Here is a 14,373-nt window from a genome sequence, read left to right on the forward strand (position 1 = left end):
TCATGAGAGTCCTTGAGGTACGCGACCTCGAGAAGACGTTCACGCTGCACACGGTCGACGGCCGCACCGTCGTCTCGCTGAGCGGGGTGGACCTCGACGTCGACGCGGGCGAGCACGTGGCGCTGGCCGGGCCGAGCGGAGCGGGCAAGTCGAGCCTCCTGCGCTGCGTGCACCGCACCTACCTGCCCGACGCGGGCACGGTCACGCTGCACCGCCCGGAGGGGCCGGTCGAGCTCACCGCGCTGCCCGACCGCACGCTCGCCCGGCTGCGGGCGCGCGAGCTCGGCTACGTGTCGCAGTTCCTCGCCGCGCCCCCGCGCACCGGCCCGCTCGAGCTGGTGGCCGCTGCCGCCCGGCGCCGGGGCCTCGACCGGGACGCCGCGGCCGAGGCCGCCGCGGCAGCGCTGCGCGGGCTCGCCCTCGACGAGGCGCTGTGGGACGTCGACTGCGGGGTGCTCTCCGGCGGCGAGCGCCAGCGGGTGAACCTCGCGGCCGCCACGGTGCGCCCGCCGCGGCTGCTGCTGCTCGACGAGCCGGTGTCGGCGCTCGACCCGGCCAACCGGGAGCGGGCCCTCGACCTGATCGCGTCGCTGTCCGGTGCGGGCGTCGCGGTGCTCGCGGTCTTCCACGACGCCGACGCGATGCACGCCCTCGCCACCCGTGTGGTGGAGCTGCGCGACGGCCGGGTTGCGGCGCAGGGCACCCCCGCCGAGGTGCTGGGAGCCGCGGCATGACGGGCATGAGCGCGCCCGCCGCCCAGCGCTGGTCGCTGCTGCGCCCGCCCGCCGACTACGTGCTGGGGCACGTGCGGGCCGTGCTGCCCGACCGCGTGCTCGACGACGCCCGCGTCGCCGTGCGCGACGGGCGGATCGCCGAGGTCGGCCCGCACCCGGCCGGGGCGGGCGCCGACGTGGACGGCGGCGGCGCGTTCTGCCTGCCCGGCCTGGTCGACGTGCACTCCGACGGCCTGGAGCGCGAGCGGGTGCCGCGTCCCGGCGCGGAGGTGCCGTGGCGGTTCGCGCTGCTGTCGTTCGAGGGCAAGCTGCGCGCGGCCGGGATCACCACGGTGTTCCACGGTGCCGCGTTCGAGCAGGGTGAGGGCTCGCTCAAGGTGCGCTCGGTGGAGGCGGCGCTGGAGCTGTGCCGCCAGGTGGCCGGCCGCGGCGACGGGCCGGTGGAGCACCGGGTGCTGCACCGGCTCGACGTGCGCTCGGCCGAGGGGCTCGCCGCGCTGCGCACCCGGCTCGCCGGGCTCGACGCGCCCGCGGTGGTGTCCCACGAGGACCACACGCCCGGCCAGGGCCAGTACGCCGACCGCACCTACTACGAGCGCTACCTCATGGCGACCCGCGGCATCTCGGCGGACGAGGCGCGCGCGCAGGTGGACGCGTTCGCCGCAGCGCGCGAGGCGAACCGGGACGTCCGCGAGGAGGCGCTGGCGTTCCTCGGGGAGCGGGCGCGGGCCGGTGCGGTGTGGCTGCTCGGGCACGACCCGGCGTCGGCGGCCGAGATCGCGGCGCTCGCCGGGCGCGGCGGCGCGGTGGCCGAGTTCCCCACCACCGTGGAGGCCGCCCGCGCCGCGCGGGAGCGCGGGATGCCGGTGGTGATGGGGGCGCCCAACGCGCTGCGCGGGAGCTCGCACTCCGGCAACGCGTCGGCGCGCGAGCTCGTGGCGCGCGGCCTGGTGACCGCGCTCGCGTCGGACTACCTGCCCTCGGGCCTGCTGGCGGCGGCGTTCCTGCTCGCGGCCGACGGCGTCACCACCCTCCCCGCCGCGGTGGGGATGGTGACCGGTGGCGCCGCGCGGGCGGTGGACCTGCCCGACCGCGGCACGCTCGCGCCGGGCGCCCGCGCCGACCTCGTGCTCGCCGAGGCGGGGCAGCCCTGGCCGGTGGTGCGGACCGTCCTGCGCGCGGAGGGTTGAGGGGTCAGTTGCGCCGCTCCCACGACCCGAGCACCAGCAGCGTGCGGGTGCCCGTGACCGAGCCGGAGCGGCGCAGCGTGTCGATCACCTGCTGCAGGTGGGCGAGATCGCGCACGTGCAGCTGCACCAGCGCGTCCGGGTCGCCCGCGAGCGTGAAGACGGCGTCCACCTCCGGGATGGTGGAGACGGCGCGCACGATCTCGCTCACCCGCGTGTTGCCGAGGAAGCGCAGCTCGATGAACGCCTGGACGCCCTGGCCGAGCTTCGCGTGGTCCACCTGCACGGTGAACCCCGTGATCACGCCGATCTCGCGCAGCCGGTCGACCCGCCGCTTCACCGCAGCCACCGAGAGGCCCACTTCGCCCGCCATCTCGGAGTAGGTTCGCCGGGCGTCGGCCCGCAGCAGGTCGAGCAGCAGGAGGTCGGTGTCGTCGACCCCGGCGGCATTCACGGGCACCTCCGCGCAAAGAACCTGAGCTGTCCGCCGATCCAAGCACAACGGCTTTGCGTGTTCCGGGCAGGAGACGCCGGGGGTCTTGCCCACGCGAGGGTGATCGCGGTCTCCTCACCGAAACCCGCACTGACGGAGGTCGACGGTGCCGCCCACCACGAGCCAGACGGTCACGCTGGACGACAAGTACTCCGCCCGCCACGGCCGGGTCCTGATCACCGGGATCCAGGCGATCGTGCGGATGGTCCTCGAGCAACGCAGGCTCGACGCCGCGCGCGGCCTGGACACCCGCGCCTACGTCACCGGCTACCAGGGCTCCCCGCTGGCCGGGCTGGACCAGGAGATGGCGCGCGCGGGCCGCTTCCTCGACGCAGACGGCGTCGTCTTCCGGCCCGCGGTGAACGAGGAGCTCGCGGCCACGGCGGTGGCGGGCACCCAGCTGCTGCGGCAGGCGCCCGGGCGGCGCCACGACGGCGTCACCGGGTTCTGGTACGGCAAGAACCCCGGTCTCGACCGCGCCGCGGACGCGATCCGGCACGGCACGCTCGCCGGCACCACCGCGCTCGGCGGGGCGGTGGCCCTGATCGGCGACGACCCGTCCTGCAAGTCCTCCACCGTGCCCAGCTCGTGCGAGCCGATGGCGCAGAGCCTGCTGCTGCCGCTGCTCGCGCCCGGGTCGGTCGGGGAGATCGTGGAGCTGGGGCTGCACGCCGTGGCGATGTCGCGCGCCAGCGGGCTGTGGACGGGCCTGAAGATCGTGGCCGACGTCGCCGACGCGGCCGCCACGCTCGACGTGGGCGCGCTCGACCTCGGGGTTCCCGCGCCCGGGCGCGCGGAGGATCCGCCCCGGGTGCTCGTCGGCGCCACCGCCCTGGAGGCCGAGCACGACGCGCTCACCCGCCGCCTCGACCTCGCCCGCGCCTACGCGCGGCGGGCCGGGCTCAACCGGGTGGCGTTCACCGCGCGGTCCGCGCGCCTGGGCGTGCTCGCCTCGGGCACCACCGCGGCGGTGGTGCAGCGGGCGCTGGACGACCTGGGTCTCGACGAGGCGGCGATGGAGGCGCTGGGCCTGCGGATCATCACGCTCGCCATGCCGTTCCCGGTGGACGCCGGGGCGCTCGCCGAGCTCACCGAGGGCCTCGAGGAGGTGCTCGTCGTCGAGGACAAGGTGCCGTTCCTGGAGGATCACCTCAAGGCCGCGCTGTACGGGCGGCCCGGCGCACCGCGCGTGGTCGGCCGCCACGACCCGGACGGGCGCCCGCTGCTCACCGCCCGCTCCACGCTCGGCGCCGAGGAGGTGGCCCGCGCCCTCGCGGCCCGCATCGGCCCGGACCGGCTGCCCCGCACCGCGGCCGTGCGGCTGGAGGCGCTCACCCCGCGGCCGCCGTCGCGGATCGCGGTGCCGCTCGCGGCGCGCACCCCGTACTTCTGCTCGGGCTGCCCGCACAACACCTCCACGCGCACGGACGACGACACGCTCGTCGGCGTCGGCATCGGCTGCCACGCGATGATCGCGCTCGACGGCGCGGGCCGCGGCCACCAGCTGGGGCTCACGCAGATGGGCGGCGAGGGCGCGCAGTGGCTCGGCCTCGCCCCGTTCACCGACGACCGGCACTTCGTGCAGAACCTCGGCGACGGCACGTTCCACCACTCGGGGTCGCTCGCCGTGCGCGCCGCCGTGGCCGCCGGGGTCACGATGACCTACAAGCTGCTCTACAACGACGCCGTCGCGATGACCGGCGGCCAGCGTGCCGAGGGCAGGCTCGACGTCCCCGCGCTCACCCGCTGGCTCGCGGTGGAGGGCGTGCGCCGCGTCGTCGTCACCACGGCCGACCCGGGCAGCTACCGCGACGTCGCCCTCGACCCGATCGCGACGGTGCGCCACCGCGACGAGTTCGCCGAGGTGGAGCGCGAGCTCGCCGCCGTCGAAGGTGTGACGGTCCTGATCCACGACGACCGCTGCGCCGCCGAGGAGCGCCGCCTGCGCAAGCGCGGCAAGCTCCCCACCCCCACCGCGAAGGTCGTGATCAACGAGCGGGTGTGCGAGGGCTGCGGCGACTGCGCCGACGCCTCCACGTGCCTGTCGGTGCAACCGGTGGACACCGAGTTCGGCCGCAAGACCCGCATCCACCAGGCGTCCTGCAACAGCGACCTGTCGTGCCTCAAGGGCGACTGCCCGTCGTTCCTGCTGGTGGAGCCGCGCGACCGGGCTCCGCGCCCGGTGCCGGAGCCGCCCACCGGGCTGCCCGAGCCGGAGAGCAGGCTCACCGGCGACACGGCCCTGCTGCGCATGCCCGGGATCGGCGGCACCGGCGTGGTCACGGTCTCGCAGATCCTGCAGATGGCCGCCCACCTCGACGGCCGCTACGCCGCCGGGCTGGAGCAGATCGGGCTCGCGCAGAAGGGCGGGCCGGTGGTGAGCGACGTGCGCATCGGCAAGCAGCCGGTGCGCGGGGCGCTGCGCGCCACCCGCGGCACGGCCGACGTGCTCATCGGGTTCGACCTGCTCGGCGCCGCCGCCGAGGCGAACCTCGCCGTCGCGCGGCCCGGGCACACGATCGCGGTGGTGAGCTCGGCCGTGGTGCCGACGGCGGCCATGGTCACCGGGCGCGTCCCGGTGCCGGGCTCCCCCGCCGACGCCCTCGACCGCATCGCCGCGGCCACCCGCGCCGACGCCGCGCTGCACGTCGACGCGCAGGGCCTGTCCGAGGCGCTGTTCGGCGACCACATGCCGGCCAACATGCTGCTCGTGGGCGCCGCGTTCCAGCACGGGTGCATCCCGATCGCGGCGGAGGCCATCGAGCAGGCGATCCGGCTGAACGGTGCCGGGGTGCAGAAGACCCTCGCCGCCTTCCGCTGGGGCCGCGCCGCGGTGGCCGACCCGGAGGCGGTGGCGGCAGCCACCCGGGGGCCTGCGGCCCCGGCCGAGCCCAGCGGGTTCGCCGACGTCCTCGCCACCCGCGTCGCCGACCTCACCGGCTACCAGGACGCGCGCTACGGCGACCGTTACGCCGAGGAGGTGCAGCGGGTGGCCGCGATCGCCACCGAGCGCGCGGGGGCCGAGGCGGGCGAGCGGATCGCCGTGGCCTACGCGCGCGGGCTGCACAAGCTCATGGCCTACAAGGACGAGTACGAGGTGGCCCGGCTGCACCTCGACCCGGCCGAGCAGGCCCGCCGCGACGCGGAGTTCGGGCCCGGCGCCGACGTCTCGGTGCTGCTGCACCCACCGGTGCTGCGCGCGCTCGGCATGACCCGCAAGATCCGCCTGCGCCGCAGCGCCGGCCCGGCGTTCCGCGCGCTGCGCGCCGCGCGGCGCCTGCGCGGCACCGCGCTCGACCTGTTCGGGCGCGCCGAGGTCCGCCGCGTCGAGCGCGCGCTCGTGCCCGAGTACCAGGCACTCGTCCGGTCCGCGCTCGAGCACCTGGACCCGCGGAACGCCGACGCCGTCGCGGAGATCGCCGCGCTGCCCGACGTGGTCCGCGGCTACGAGGGGATCAAGCTGCGCAACGTCGCCGTCTTCCGCGAGAAAGCCGCCGCGGCGCTCGCCGATCTGGCAACCTGATCGGGGGACGTAGCGATCACCACGAGGGGGGCCGGTGGAGGACGCGCCGGCCCACTCCGGCCCGGCCGGGGTGCTGTGGTGGCTCGTGGTGCGCCAGCGGGGGCGGGTGACCGCGGGAGCGGTGTTCGGCACGCTGTCGATGACCAGCCTCGTGCTGGCGCCCTTCCTGCTCGGCCGGGCCGTCGACGAGGGGCTCGCGGCCGCCGACCGAGCGGCGCTCCTCGGCTGGTCGGGGGCGCTGCTCGCCGCGGGCGTCGCCGCGGCCGTGCTGAACATCCTGCGGCACCGCACGATGTCGCGGGTGCGGATGGACGGGGCGTTCCGCCTCGCCCACGCGCTGCTCCTGCACGCCACCCGGCTGGGCGCCGGCCTGCACCGCCGCACCTCGGCGGCTGAGGTCGCGAGCATCGGCCTCGCCGACATCGCCACCGTGAGCACCGCGCTCACGGTGGCCGGACCCAGCGTGGGAGCGGTGATCGCCTACCTGCTGGTGGCCGTGCTGATGGGGCTCGTGTCGCCGCCGCTCGCCGTGGTCGTGCTGATCGGCGGGCCGGTCGCGGCCGCGTGCCTCGCACCGCTCCTGGCCCGGTTGCGCACCGTCGAGGGCACCTACCGGGTGCGGCAGGCCGGGCTCACCGCGCGGTTGCTGGACGTCGCGGGCGGGCTGCGCGTGCTGGCCGGGCTCGGGGGCGAGGACGTGGTCGCGCGGCGCTTCCGGGCCACGTCCCGCGAGCTGCGCGCCGAGGGGTACCGGGTCGGGGCGATCACCAGCTGGATCGAGGCGGTCGGGGCCGGGCTGCCGATCCTGTTCGTCGGTGCCGTCACCTGGGTCGCCGCACGCACGGCCGCCGCGGGCGCCATGACGGTGGGCGACCTGCTCGCCGTGTACGGCTACGCGGCGCTGCTCGTCACTCCCGTCGCCACGCTCATCGAGGGTGGCCACCAGCTCAGCAGGGGCTGGGTGGCCGCCGACCGGGTGGCCCGGTTCCTCGCCCTCACCCCGCCCCCGGACGGCGGGGCGCCCGGCCCGCCCGCGCCCGCCCCCCTGCGCGATCCCGCCTCCGGCGTGGAGCTCGCGCCGGGCACGTTCACCGCCGTGGTGAGCACCCGCCCGGCCGACGCCGCGGCGCTGGTGGACCGCCTCGGCGGCTACGCCGAGGGCGACACGACCTGGGGCGGGATCCGGATCGACGCTGTCGCGGCCACCGAGGTCCGGCGGCGGATCCTGGTGGCCGACCCGGACGCCGCGCTGTTCGCCGGGCCGCTGCGCGAGGTCCTCGCCGGGCGGGGAGCGGTGGACGGCGCACACACCGACTCCGACGCCGCGGCGCTGCGTGCCTTGTCGGCCGCCGCGGTCACCGAGGAGGTCGTGCACGGGCGGCCCGAGGGCCTCGCGGGGCGCGTCGACGCCGACGGGCGCAACCTGTCCGGGGGCCAGCGCCAGCGGGTGCGCCTGGCCCGCGCGCTGGTCGCCGACCCCGAGGTGCTGCTCGCCGTCGAACCCACCTCGGCGCTCGACTCGCCCACCGAGGCCGCGGTGGCGGCCGGGCTGCGCGCCGCCCGGATGGGCCGCACCACGCTCGTCACCACGGCGTCGCCGCTGCTGCTGGCCCACGCCGACGTGGTGCACCTGCTGCGCGACGGGCGCGTGGCCGCCACCGGCACGCACGAGGAGCTGCTCGCCGACCCAGCGTACCGGGAGGTGGTCGATCGTGGATGAGCTGCCCGTCGCCGACCCGGCCACGGCCCGCCGGGCGGGGCTGGGCCTCGTGCGGGCCGACGCGGGGGCAGTCGCCGCGACGCTGGTGCTCACCGCGCTCGCCGCCGCCGCGGGGCTCGCCGGCCCCTGGCTGGTGGGCCGCATCCTCGACGAGGTGCGGGCCGGGAGCGGCCCCGACGCCGTCGACCGGCTGGCGCTGGGCATCGTGGCCTGCGGGCTGGTCCAGCTCGTGCTGGCCCGCCACGCCCGCCGGATCGCCCACCGGTTCGGCGAGCGGACCCTCGCCCGGGTGCGCGAACGCTTCGTCGAGCGGGTGCTGCGCCTCCCGACGGGCGTGGTGGAACGGGCGGGCACCGGCGAGGTCGCCGCCCGCGGCACCGGCGACGTGGCCGCGCTCGCCGTCACACTGCGCGACACGGGGCCAGAGCTGCTCATCGCGGCGGTGCAGGCGGTGTTCCTGCTGGCAGCGGTGGCGGTGGTGGCTCCCCCGCTGGGCGCGTGCAGCCTCGTGGGGCTCGCCGGGACGGGGTGCGCCGCGCGCTGGTACCTGCGCCGCGCCCACGGCGCGTACCTCGCCGAGGGTGCGGCCTCCGCGCAGCTCGCCGAGGTCCTCACCGCCACCGTGGCCGGCGCCCGCACGGTGGAGGCACTGCGGCTGCAGGAACGCCGGGTGGCCGCGTGCCACCGGGCGATCGCCACCGCACGGCGCGCCCGGGAACGCACGCTCGCGCTGCGCAGCGTGCTGTTCCCGGCGGTGGACGTCTCGCACGTGCTCCCGGTGGCCGCGGTGCTGCTGGTGGGTGGTGTGCTGCTCGCCCGCGGCGCCGTGACCCTGGGCGCCGTGGCCACCGCCGCCCTCTACCTGCTGCAGCTCGCCACCCCGCTCAACACCATCCTCTGGCAGGTCGACCAGCTGCAGCGCAGCACCGCCGCGTTCGCCCGCGTGGAGGGCGTGGCGGGGGCGGTGCCCACACCTCGACCCGCGCCCCGGCCCCGGGGCGTGCGCGTGTCGGTGCGCGACGTGCGGTTCGCCTACCCGGGGCACGCCTGCGACGCGCTGCGCGGCGTCGACCTGGACCTGCGCCCCGGCGAGCGGATCGCGCTGGTGGGGCCGTCGGGGGCGGGCAAGTCCACCCTCGGCCGGCTGCTGGCGGGGCTGGAGGCGCCGCGCACCGGGTCGGTCACGGTGGGCGGGGTGCCCGTGGCCGATCTCGACCGCGCCGAGCGCCGCCGCCACGTCGTGCTGGTGACCCAGGAGCACCACGTGTTCCTGGGCACCGTCCGCGACAACCTGCTCCTCGCCGCCCCGCACGCCGACGACGACGCGCTGCGCGCCGCGCTCGCCACCGTCGGCGGCCTGCTCGACGAGCTGCCCGACGGGCTCGACACGCGGCTGGGCTCCGGTGCGCCCACGGGGGACGGCCGGCTCGCCCAGCAGCTCGCGCTCGCCCGCGTGGTGCTCGCCGACCCGCACACCGTGGTGCTGGACGAGGCCACCGCGCTCCTGGACCCGGCCACGGCCCGCCGCACCGAACGGGCGCTCGCCGCCGCGCTCGCCGGGCGCACCGTGGTGGCGATCGCCCACCGCCTCCACACCGCGCACGACGCCGACCGGGTGGCGGTGCTGCGCGACGGGCGCATCACCGAGCTCGGCACGCACGAGGCGTTGCTCGCGGCAGACGGCGCCTACGCCGCGCTGTGGCGGTCGTGGCAGGCGGGTGGAACCCGACATCTCGGGTGACATCCCCGCGCGCCTCCGTGCGATATGCACGGCTCACGCCCCGGCGTGCAGGATGATCTCCACGATGCTGACCGGTCGGGGGCCGCGGTGGCAGCCGCCGTGGCGTGTCACCGAGCACTCCTCCGGGCATGATCGTTCCAGGATCCGAGGAGCACCCATGACCGCCGACCCCGCCACCGCAGCCCGCGCCACCGCCCGCACGCCGTTCCGGCTCGCGGTCACCCTGGTGCTGGCGGCGGGCCTCGCTCTCGCGGGCGGCTGCGGCGGCGCGTTCGGCCCGTCCCCCGACACCCTCCCGCCCGGTGCGCCGGCCCCCTCCGCCACGCCCCCGCCGGTGCTGCCGCCGACGCCGCCCACCTCCCCCGCGCCCGAGCCGGAGGAGGAGGAGGAGGTGCTGGACCTCGACTCGTACGGCCCGGCCGTGCAGGAGGTCCAGCAACGCCTCACCGACCTGGGCTACTGGCTCGGCGAGATCGACGGGCACTACGGGCAGCTCACCCGCCAGGCCGTGATGGCGTTCCAGAAGGCCGAGGGCCTCGACCGCGACGGCATCGCCGGGCCCGTCACCCGCGAACGGCTCCCCGACGCCACGCGCCCGGCCCCGCGCACCACCGAGGACGACCACCTCGAGGTCGACCTCGAACGCCAGCTCCTGCTGGTGGTGCGCGACGGGCGGGTGCTCTGGACGTTCAACACCTCCACCGGCAGCGGCGAGGCCTACGACCGCCCCTCCGGCGGCAGCGGGGTGGCCCGCACCCCCCGCGGCAGCTACGAGATCGAGCGGCAGATCAACGGGGTGCGCCGCGCCGAGCTGGGGGTGCTCTACCGGCCCAAGTACTTCCACGGCGGCATCGCCGTGCACGGCTCCGGCTCCATCCCCGCCGAGCCCGCCTCGCACGGGTGCGTGCGGCTGACCAACTCCGCCATGGACCTGCTGTGGTCCAGCGACGTGGCCCCGGTGGGCACCGAGGTGACCGTCTACTGAGCCACGCGAGGGCTGAAGAGCGCCATTCGAGCACGCCGGTCCGACGATCCCGGCGGAACCGGACGGCGACGCCCGACCGGACGCACGGCGTAAAATGGACCCGTCGAGTCCAGCGCCACGCACGTGGGGAGGATCGGCCGCCATGTCCTCGCCGATGGTTCCCGGTCCGGGCGAGTCGCCCGGCCTCTCGCCCTGGGAGCGGGAGATCCTCGCGGGCATCGAGCGGGACCTCGAGGCGGAGTCGCCGCGGCTCGCCCGTGAGATGGCCCAGCTCACCGCCGCGGCGCCGGTGCCGCCGGGCGTCGTGGAGACGGGATTCCTGGTCGTCTCCTTCGTGCTGGTGCTCGCCGTGGCCGGCCTGGTACCCGCCGTGGTGTGGGCGTTCCTGGCCGTGATCAGTTGCGTGGTCGTGGTGCCCTGGGTGCTGCTGCGGGTTCTCGAGAAGCTCGATCCGCCCTCCTCCGACGACCGCTGAGCTCCCGCGACCCACCGGGCGTCGAATCCGTTCGACGGGGCCCAGGGCGGACAGAACAGGCACTCAGGCAGGATGTGCCGCGGACAGCGCCTGTTGGAGCGCCGTCCACATGATGTTCACGACGGTGGTGTAGAGCCCGGACTCGGTGGAGGCGCGAAAGTGGCAGTTGCGGTCGCGCGACTGAAGGGCCTGGTGCAGGGCTGGCGGGCACCGCAGCACCGCGACGGTCTCGCTCTCGTGCTCAGCTCCGGGGTCACCGCCGCGGTCGGGTTGCTCTACTGGATGCTCGCGGCGCAGATGTTCCCCGCCGACGTCGTCGGCGTGAACGCGGTGGCGCTGTCGTCGCTGATGCTGGTCGGCGGCATCGCCCACCTGAACATGTCGCACGCGCTGCTGCGGTTCGTCCCCGTCGCCGGCACCGCGGCCAGGCGGCTCGTGGTGCTCGGCTTCCTGGTGGCGATCACCGTGTCCGCCCTCGCGGGTGCGGGGTTCGCGCTCGGCGCGATCTGGTGGGCCCCGGAGCTCGTCGACGTGGCGGGTTACGGCCCCCTGGTGGCCTTCTTCGCCGTGAGCTGCCCGGTCTGGACGCTGTTCAGCCTGCAGCCCTACGTCCTCACCGCCGTGGGCCGCGCCACCTCCGTGCCGCTCCAGAACGTCGTCTTCTCCGTGCTCAAGGTCGGCCTGCTGGTCGTGGTCGCGCTCGCGGCGATGCCCGGCGGCATCGCCCTGTCCTGGGTGGTCGCCACGGCCATCGTCGTGCTGCCGATCAACCTCTGGCTGCTGCTGAGCCTGCTGCCCGCGCACGGCAGGCGCACGGCCGACCGCGCCGTGCCCGTCACCGTCGGGGCCATCGGCCGGTTCATCGGCGCCGACTACGTCGGTGCCCTGTTCTGGCAGGCCGCCATGATGGGGCTGCCCGTGCTGGTGCTCGGGCGCCTGGGTGCCGAGGCGGCGGCCGCCTACAACATGGTGTGGCAGTTCGGGCTGGCGCTGTACATGGTGCCCTCGGGCATGGGCCAGTCGATGATCGCCCACAGCGCGGCCGACCCGGCGCAGGTCGAGAAGGCCCGGCGGGAGACGGTGCGCCGCGGGCTCACGCTCGTCACCCCGGTGGCGCTCGTGCTGGCCCTCGGGGCGCCGCTGGTGCTGGCCCTGTTCGGGCCGCACTACGCCGACACGGGCACGGGGGCGCTCGCGCTCGTCGCCCTGTCCGCGATCCCGAACGTGGTCACAGCGGCCGCCACCAGCACGGCCCGCGTCCGCCAGCACCGGCTCGTGCAGTTCGGGGTGCCCACCTCGCTGTCGGTGCTCACGATCGGGCTCGCCTGGGTGCTCATGCCGCACCTGGGGGTGCTGGCGGTCGGGCTGGCCTGGCTGGCGGCGCAGTGCCTCGTGGCTGCCGTCGTGCTGGTCGCGAACGCGCCGTGGGTCCCCGGGCCGCCCGGACGGTGGCTCGACGCCCTGCACAGCTCGGCCCTCATGCGCCGCATCGGCCCCGACGGCCTGCGCCGGCTCGGCGCCCCGCCGGACTGGTCGGTCGGCGACGCGATGGGCGGCGGGTCCGAGACGGTGGTGGTCGCCGTGGGACCCGCGGGCGAGCGCCGTGCGCTGCTCAAGGCGGCCGAGACCGCCAACGGGCAGCAGGAGCTGCGGCAGCAGACGGCCGTGCTGGCCGCGTTGCACGCCGACCCGCGCCTGCAGCACTGGACGCCGCTTATCCCGCGTGTCCTCGGCACCGCAGAGGTGGGCAACGCCTACTGCGTGGCCGAGAGCCTGCTGCCCGGGGGGTGCGGACCCGACGCGCTGGCCGACGACGCGCGCCGCGGCGCCTTCCTGTCCTCCGCGGTGCGGGCGATCAGCGAGCTGCACCGCACCACCGCCACGCTGCGTCGGGTCGGCGACGAGGAGCTCGACGCCTGGGTGCACCAGCGCTTCGCCGCGCTCGCCCGCACGCTGCCGGCGGGCCTGCGCGATGAGACCGCCCGCATCGCCGCGGCGCTGGACGCCCGGCTGCGCGGTCAGATCGTCGCCGTCGGCTGGGCCCACGGCGACTACCTGCCGGTGAACCTGCTGGCCGCGCCCGACGGGCGGGTGAGCGCGATCGTCGACTGGTGCACCGCCCGCCCCGACGGCCTGTCGGTGCTCGACGTCGCGACGTTCGTGCCGATGGCCGAGGCGATGGCGTCGGGCGAGGAGTTCGGCCCGGTGGTGCTGCGCTGGCTCGCGCAGGTGCCGCGGGCCGAGGCCGAGGTGATCGTCGGGTGCCAGCACGCGCTCGGCGGCAACGTCCTGGCCCCCGAGGTGCTGGTGCTGCTCGGCTGGCTGGAGCACGTGAGCGCGTGCGTGTCGCGCTCGCAGCGGATGGCGGCCAACCCGGTGTGGAACCGCCGCAACGTGCGGGTGGTCGTGCAGGGGGCCGCCGAGCTGCTCGAGGCCGGGCGCCCGGCACCGGCGGCGGCTATGCGCGCAGGCCGTTGAGCATCGCGCGGATCGTCACCGCGCACCCGTCACGTGCCGCCTTGCGGTCCTCCTCGGCCGCCTCGCTGATCGTGCGGCCGACCCCACCGAGCAGGTGGAACACGAGCTGGCTGGTGACCGACGCGGGCAGCGGTGCGAGCATCCCCGCGTCGCGGGCCGCCGCCAGGAAGGCGTCGATCAACGCGAAGGCGTACTTCTTCTCGTAGTCCATCCACCGGTCCCAGCCGAGCGCGATGGGGCCCTCCAGCCAGCACAGCCGCCCGTACCGGTCCTCGCAGCACAGGTCGAGGAACGACTCGAGCGCGGCCATGCCGGCCTGCCACGGGTCGGGCTGCCCGGCGGCCGCCGCCGACACCCGCGCCATCATGTCCTGCTCGAGCCGGTCGAAGACCGCCTCGAACACCGCCTGCTTGCTCTCGAAGTGGTGGTACACCGCCCCGCGGGTGACCTGGGTGGCCACCGCGATGTCGTCGAGCGATGTCCGTGCGAAGCCGCGCTCGGCGAACATCGCCGCGGCCGTGTCGAGCAGCGCCGCGCGCGTGGCTTCGGAGTACAGCTCGCGGCGGCTCTTCGGCCTTGACATGCGGTGAGTCTACGACATACTCGGAGTACGTACTCTGTGTATGTCACCGTCGCAGCGTTGGAGACCGACGTCATGTCCCCGAAGTTCCTGCTGGTCCGCGAGGTCCTCGCGGAGGTCGCCCGCACGGGCCGCCCCGAGATCACCCGCCGGGACGACGTCGTGGCCGCGTTCGGCGGCGCCGAGGCGTTCCTGCTCGCCCTGCACCACCGGTGGCGCACGGCCTTCTTCGCCCGCCTCGACGCCCTGCTCGAGGACTCCCCCGCCGACCTCGACGCGCGCGTCGCCCAGCTGTGGGCCGACCCGTCGACCGGCGGCCGCGGCGTGCGCGCGCTCCTCGACGCCCACGCCGACGTGCCCGCACTGGCTGCGGCTCAGGCGGCGGAACGCGAGCTCGTGCGCCGCACCACCGGGGTGACCGTGCCCTCGGCGCCCCGCTCCCGCGCCGCGTGACCCG

11 protein-coding genes are annotated in these 14,373 nt (G+C 76.2%); 9 read left to right on the forward strand and 2 right to left on the reverse strand.

Annotation, left to right across the window (positions count from 1 at the left end):
• Positions 1-2 precede the first annotated feature (2 nt).
• Together ACFPL3_RS21725 and ACFPL3_RS21730 are read left to right on the forward strand one after the other, a co-directional pair.
• Positions 3-734 (forward strand): ATP-binding cassette domain-containing protein, encoded by a 732-nt coding sequence (locus tag ACFPL3_RS21725; RefSeq protein WP_379589595.1) that lies wholly within the window; start codon positions 3-5, stop codon positions 732-734.
• Positions 731-1,924: an alpha-D-ribose 1-methylphosphonate 5-triphosphate diphosphatase gene (locus tag ACFPL3_RS21730; RefSeq protein ID WP_343939973.1), complete on the forward strand. Its 1,194-nt coding sequence runs from the start codon at positions 731-733 to the stop codon at positions 1,922-1,924. The genes ACFPL3_RS21725 and ACFPL3_RS21730 overlap by 4 nt, the downstream gene beginning before the upstream one ends.
• Positions 1,925-1,928: 4 nt before the next feature.
• On the opposite strand, the gene ACFPL3_RS21735 is transcribed toward ACFPL3_RS21730, so the two are convergent.
• Complete coding sequence (locus ACFPL3_RS21735) at positions 1,929-2,381, reverse strand: Lrp/AsnC family transcriptional regulator (protein ID WP_379589596.1); 453 nt, start codon at positions 2,379-2,381, stop codon at positions 1,929-1,931.
• Between the two features lie 139 nt (positions 2,382-2,520).
• On the opposite strand from ACFPL3_RS21735, the gene ACFPL3_RS21740 reads away from it, so the two are divergent.
• The 6 genes from ACFPL3_RS21740 (at position 2,521) to ACFPL3_RS21765 (ending at position 13,336) form a co-directional block, all read left to right on the forward strand.
• Positions 2,521-5,937: an indolepyruvate ferredoxin oxidoreductase family protein gene (locus tag ACFPL3_RS21740; protein WP_379589597.1), complete on the forward strand. Its 3,417-nt coding sequence runs from the start codon at positions 2,521-2,523 to the stop codon at positions 5,935-5,937.
• Between the two features lie 34 nt (positions 5,938-5,971).
• Complete coding sequence (locus ACFPL3_RS21745) at positions 5,972-7,657, forward strand: ABC transporter transmembrane domain-containing protein (RefSeq protein ID WP_379589598.1); 1,686 nt, start codon at positions 5,972-5,974, stop codon at positions 7,655-7,657.
• Positions 7,650-9,398 carry an ABC transporter ATP-binding protein gene (locus ACFPL3_RS21750; RefSeq protein WP_343939981.1) on the forward strand — a complete coding sequence of 583 codons (1,749 nt, stop codon included), beginning with the start codon at positions 7,650-7,652 and terminating at the stop codon, positions 9,396-9,398. Before ACFPL3_RS21745 ends, ACFPL3_RS21750 begins: the two co-directional genes overlap by 8 nt.
• Before the next feature lie 157 nt (positions 9,399-9,555).
• A complete protein-coding gene (locus ACFPL3_RS21755) occupies positions 9,556-10,383 on the forward strand; it encodes a L,D-transpeptidase family protein (RefSeq protein WP_343939982.1) in 828 nt (275 codons plus the stop codon).
• A gap of 142 nt (positions 10,384-10,525) precedes the next feature.
• Positions 10,526-10,858 (forward strand): DUF3040 domain-containing protein, encoded by a 333-nt coding sequence (locus ACFPL3_RS21760; RefSeq protein ID WP_343939984.1) that lies wholly within the window; start codon positions 10,526-10,528, stop codon positions 10,856-10,858.
• Between the two features lie 159 nt (positions 10,859-11,017).
• Positions 11,018-13,336 (forward strand): phosphotransferase, encoded by a 2,319-nt coding sequence (locus ACFPL3_RS21765; protein WP_343939986.1) that lies wholly within the window; start codon positions 11,018-11,020, stop codon positions 13,334-13,336.
• Here the strand turns inward: ACFPL3_RS21765 and ACFPL3_RS21770 are convergent.
• The gene (locus ACFPL3_RS21770; RefSeq protein WP_343939988.1) at positions 13,317-13,919 is read right to left on the reverse strand and encodes a TetR/AcrR family transcriptional regulator; all 603 of its coding nucleotides are present in this window, start codon (positions 13,917-13,919) and stop codon (positions 13,317-13,319) included. The genes ACFPL3_RS21765 and ACFPL3_RS21770 overlap by 20 nt on opposite strands.
• Before the next feature lie 57 nt (positions 13,920-13,976).
• On the opposite strand from ACFPL3_RS21770, the gene ACFPL3_RS21775 reads away from it, so the two are divergent.
• Positions 13,977-14,369, forward strand: coding sequence for a hypothetical protein (locus ACFPL3_RS21775; protein WP_343939990.1), 393 nt, complete (start codon positions 13,977-13,979; stop codon positions 14,367-14,369).
• Positions 14,370-14,373: the final 4 nt, after the last annotated feature.

Source organism: Pseudonocardia zijingensis, assembly GCF_042657305.1.
Taxonomy (GTDB): Bacteria; Actinomycetota; Actinomycetes; order Mycobacteriales; family Pseudonocardiaceae; genus Pseudonocardia; species Pseudonocardia zijingensis.

What these genes read in the sequence shown, in the direction of transcription:
- ACFPL3_RS21725 (WP_379589595.1), top strand. Translation starts at nt 3, where the DNA reads ATGAGAGTCCTTGAGGTACGCGACCTCGAGAAGACGTTCACGCTGCAC.
- ACFPL3_RS21760 (WP_343939984.1), top strand. Translation starts at nt 10,526, where the DNA reads ATGTCCTCGCCGATGGTTCCCGGTCCGGGCGAGTCGCCCGGCCTCTCG.
- ACFPL3_RS21730 (WP_343939973.1), top strand. Translation starts at nt 731, where the DNA reads ATGACGGGCATGAGCGCGCCCGCCGCCCAGCGCTGGTCGCTGCTGCGC.
- ACFPL3_RS21770 (WP_343939988.1), bottom strand. Translation starts at nt 13,919, where the DNA reads ATGTCAAGGCCGAAGAGCCGCCGCGAGCTGTACTCCGAAGCCACGCGC.
- ACFPL3_RS21755 (WP_343939982.1), top strand. Translation starts at nt 9,556, where the DNA reads ATGACCGCCGACCCCGCCACCGCAGCCCGCGCCACCGCCCGCACGCCG.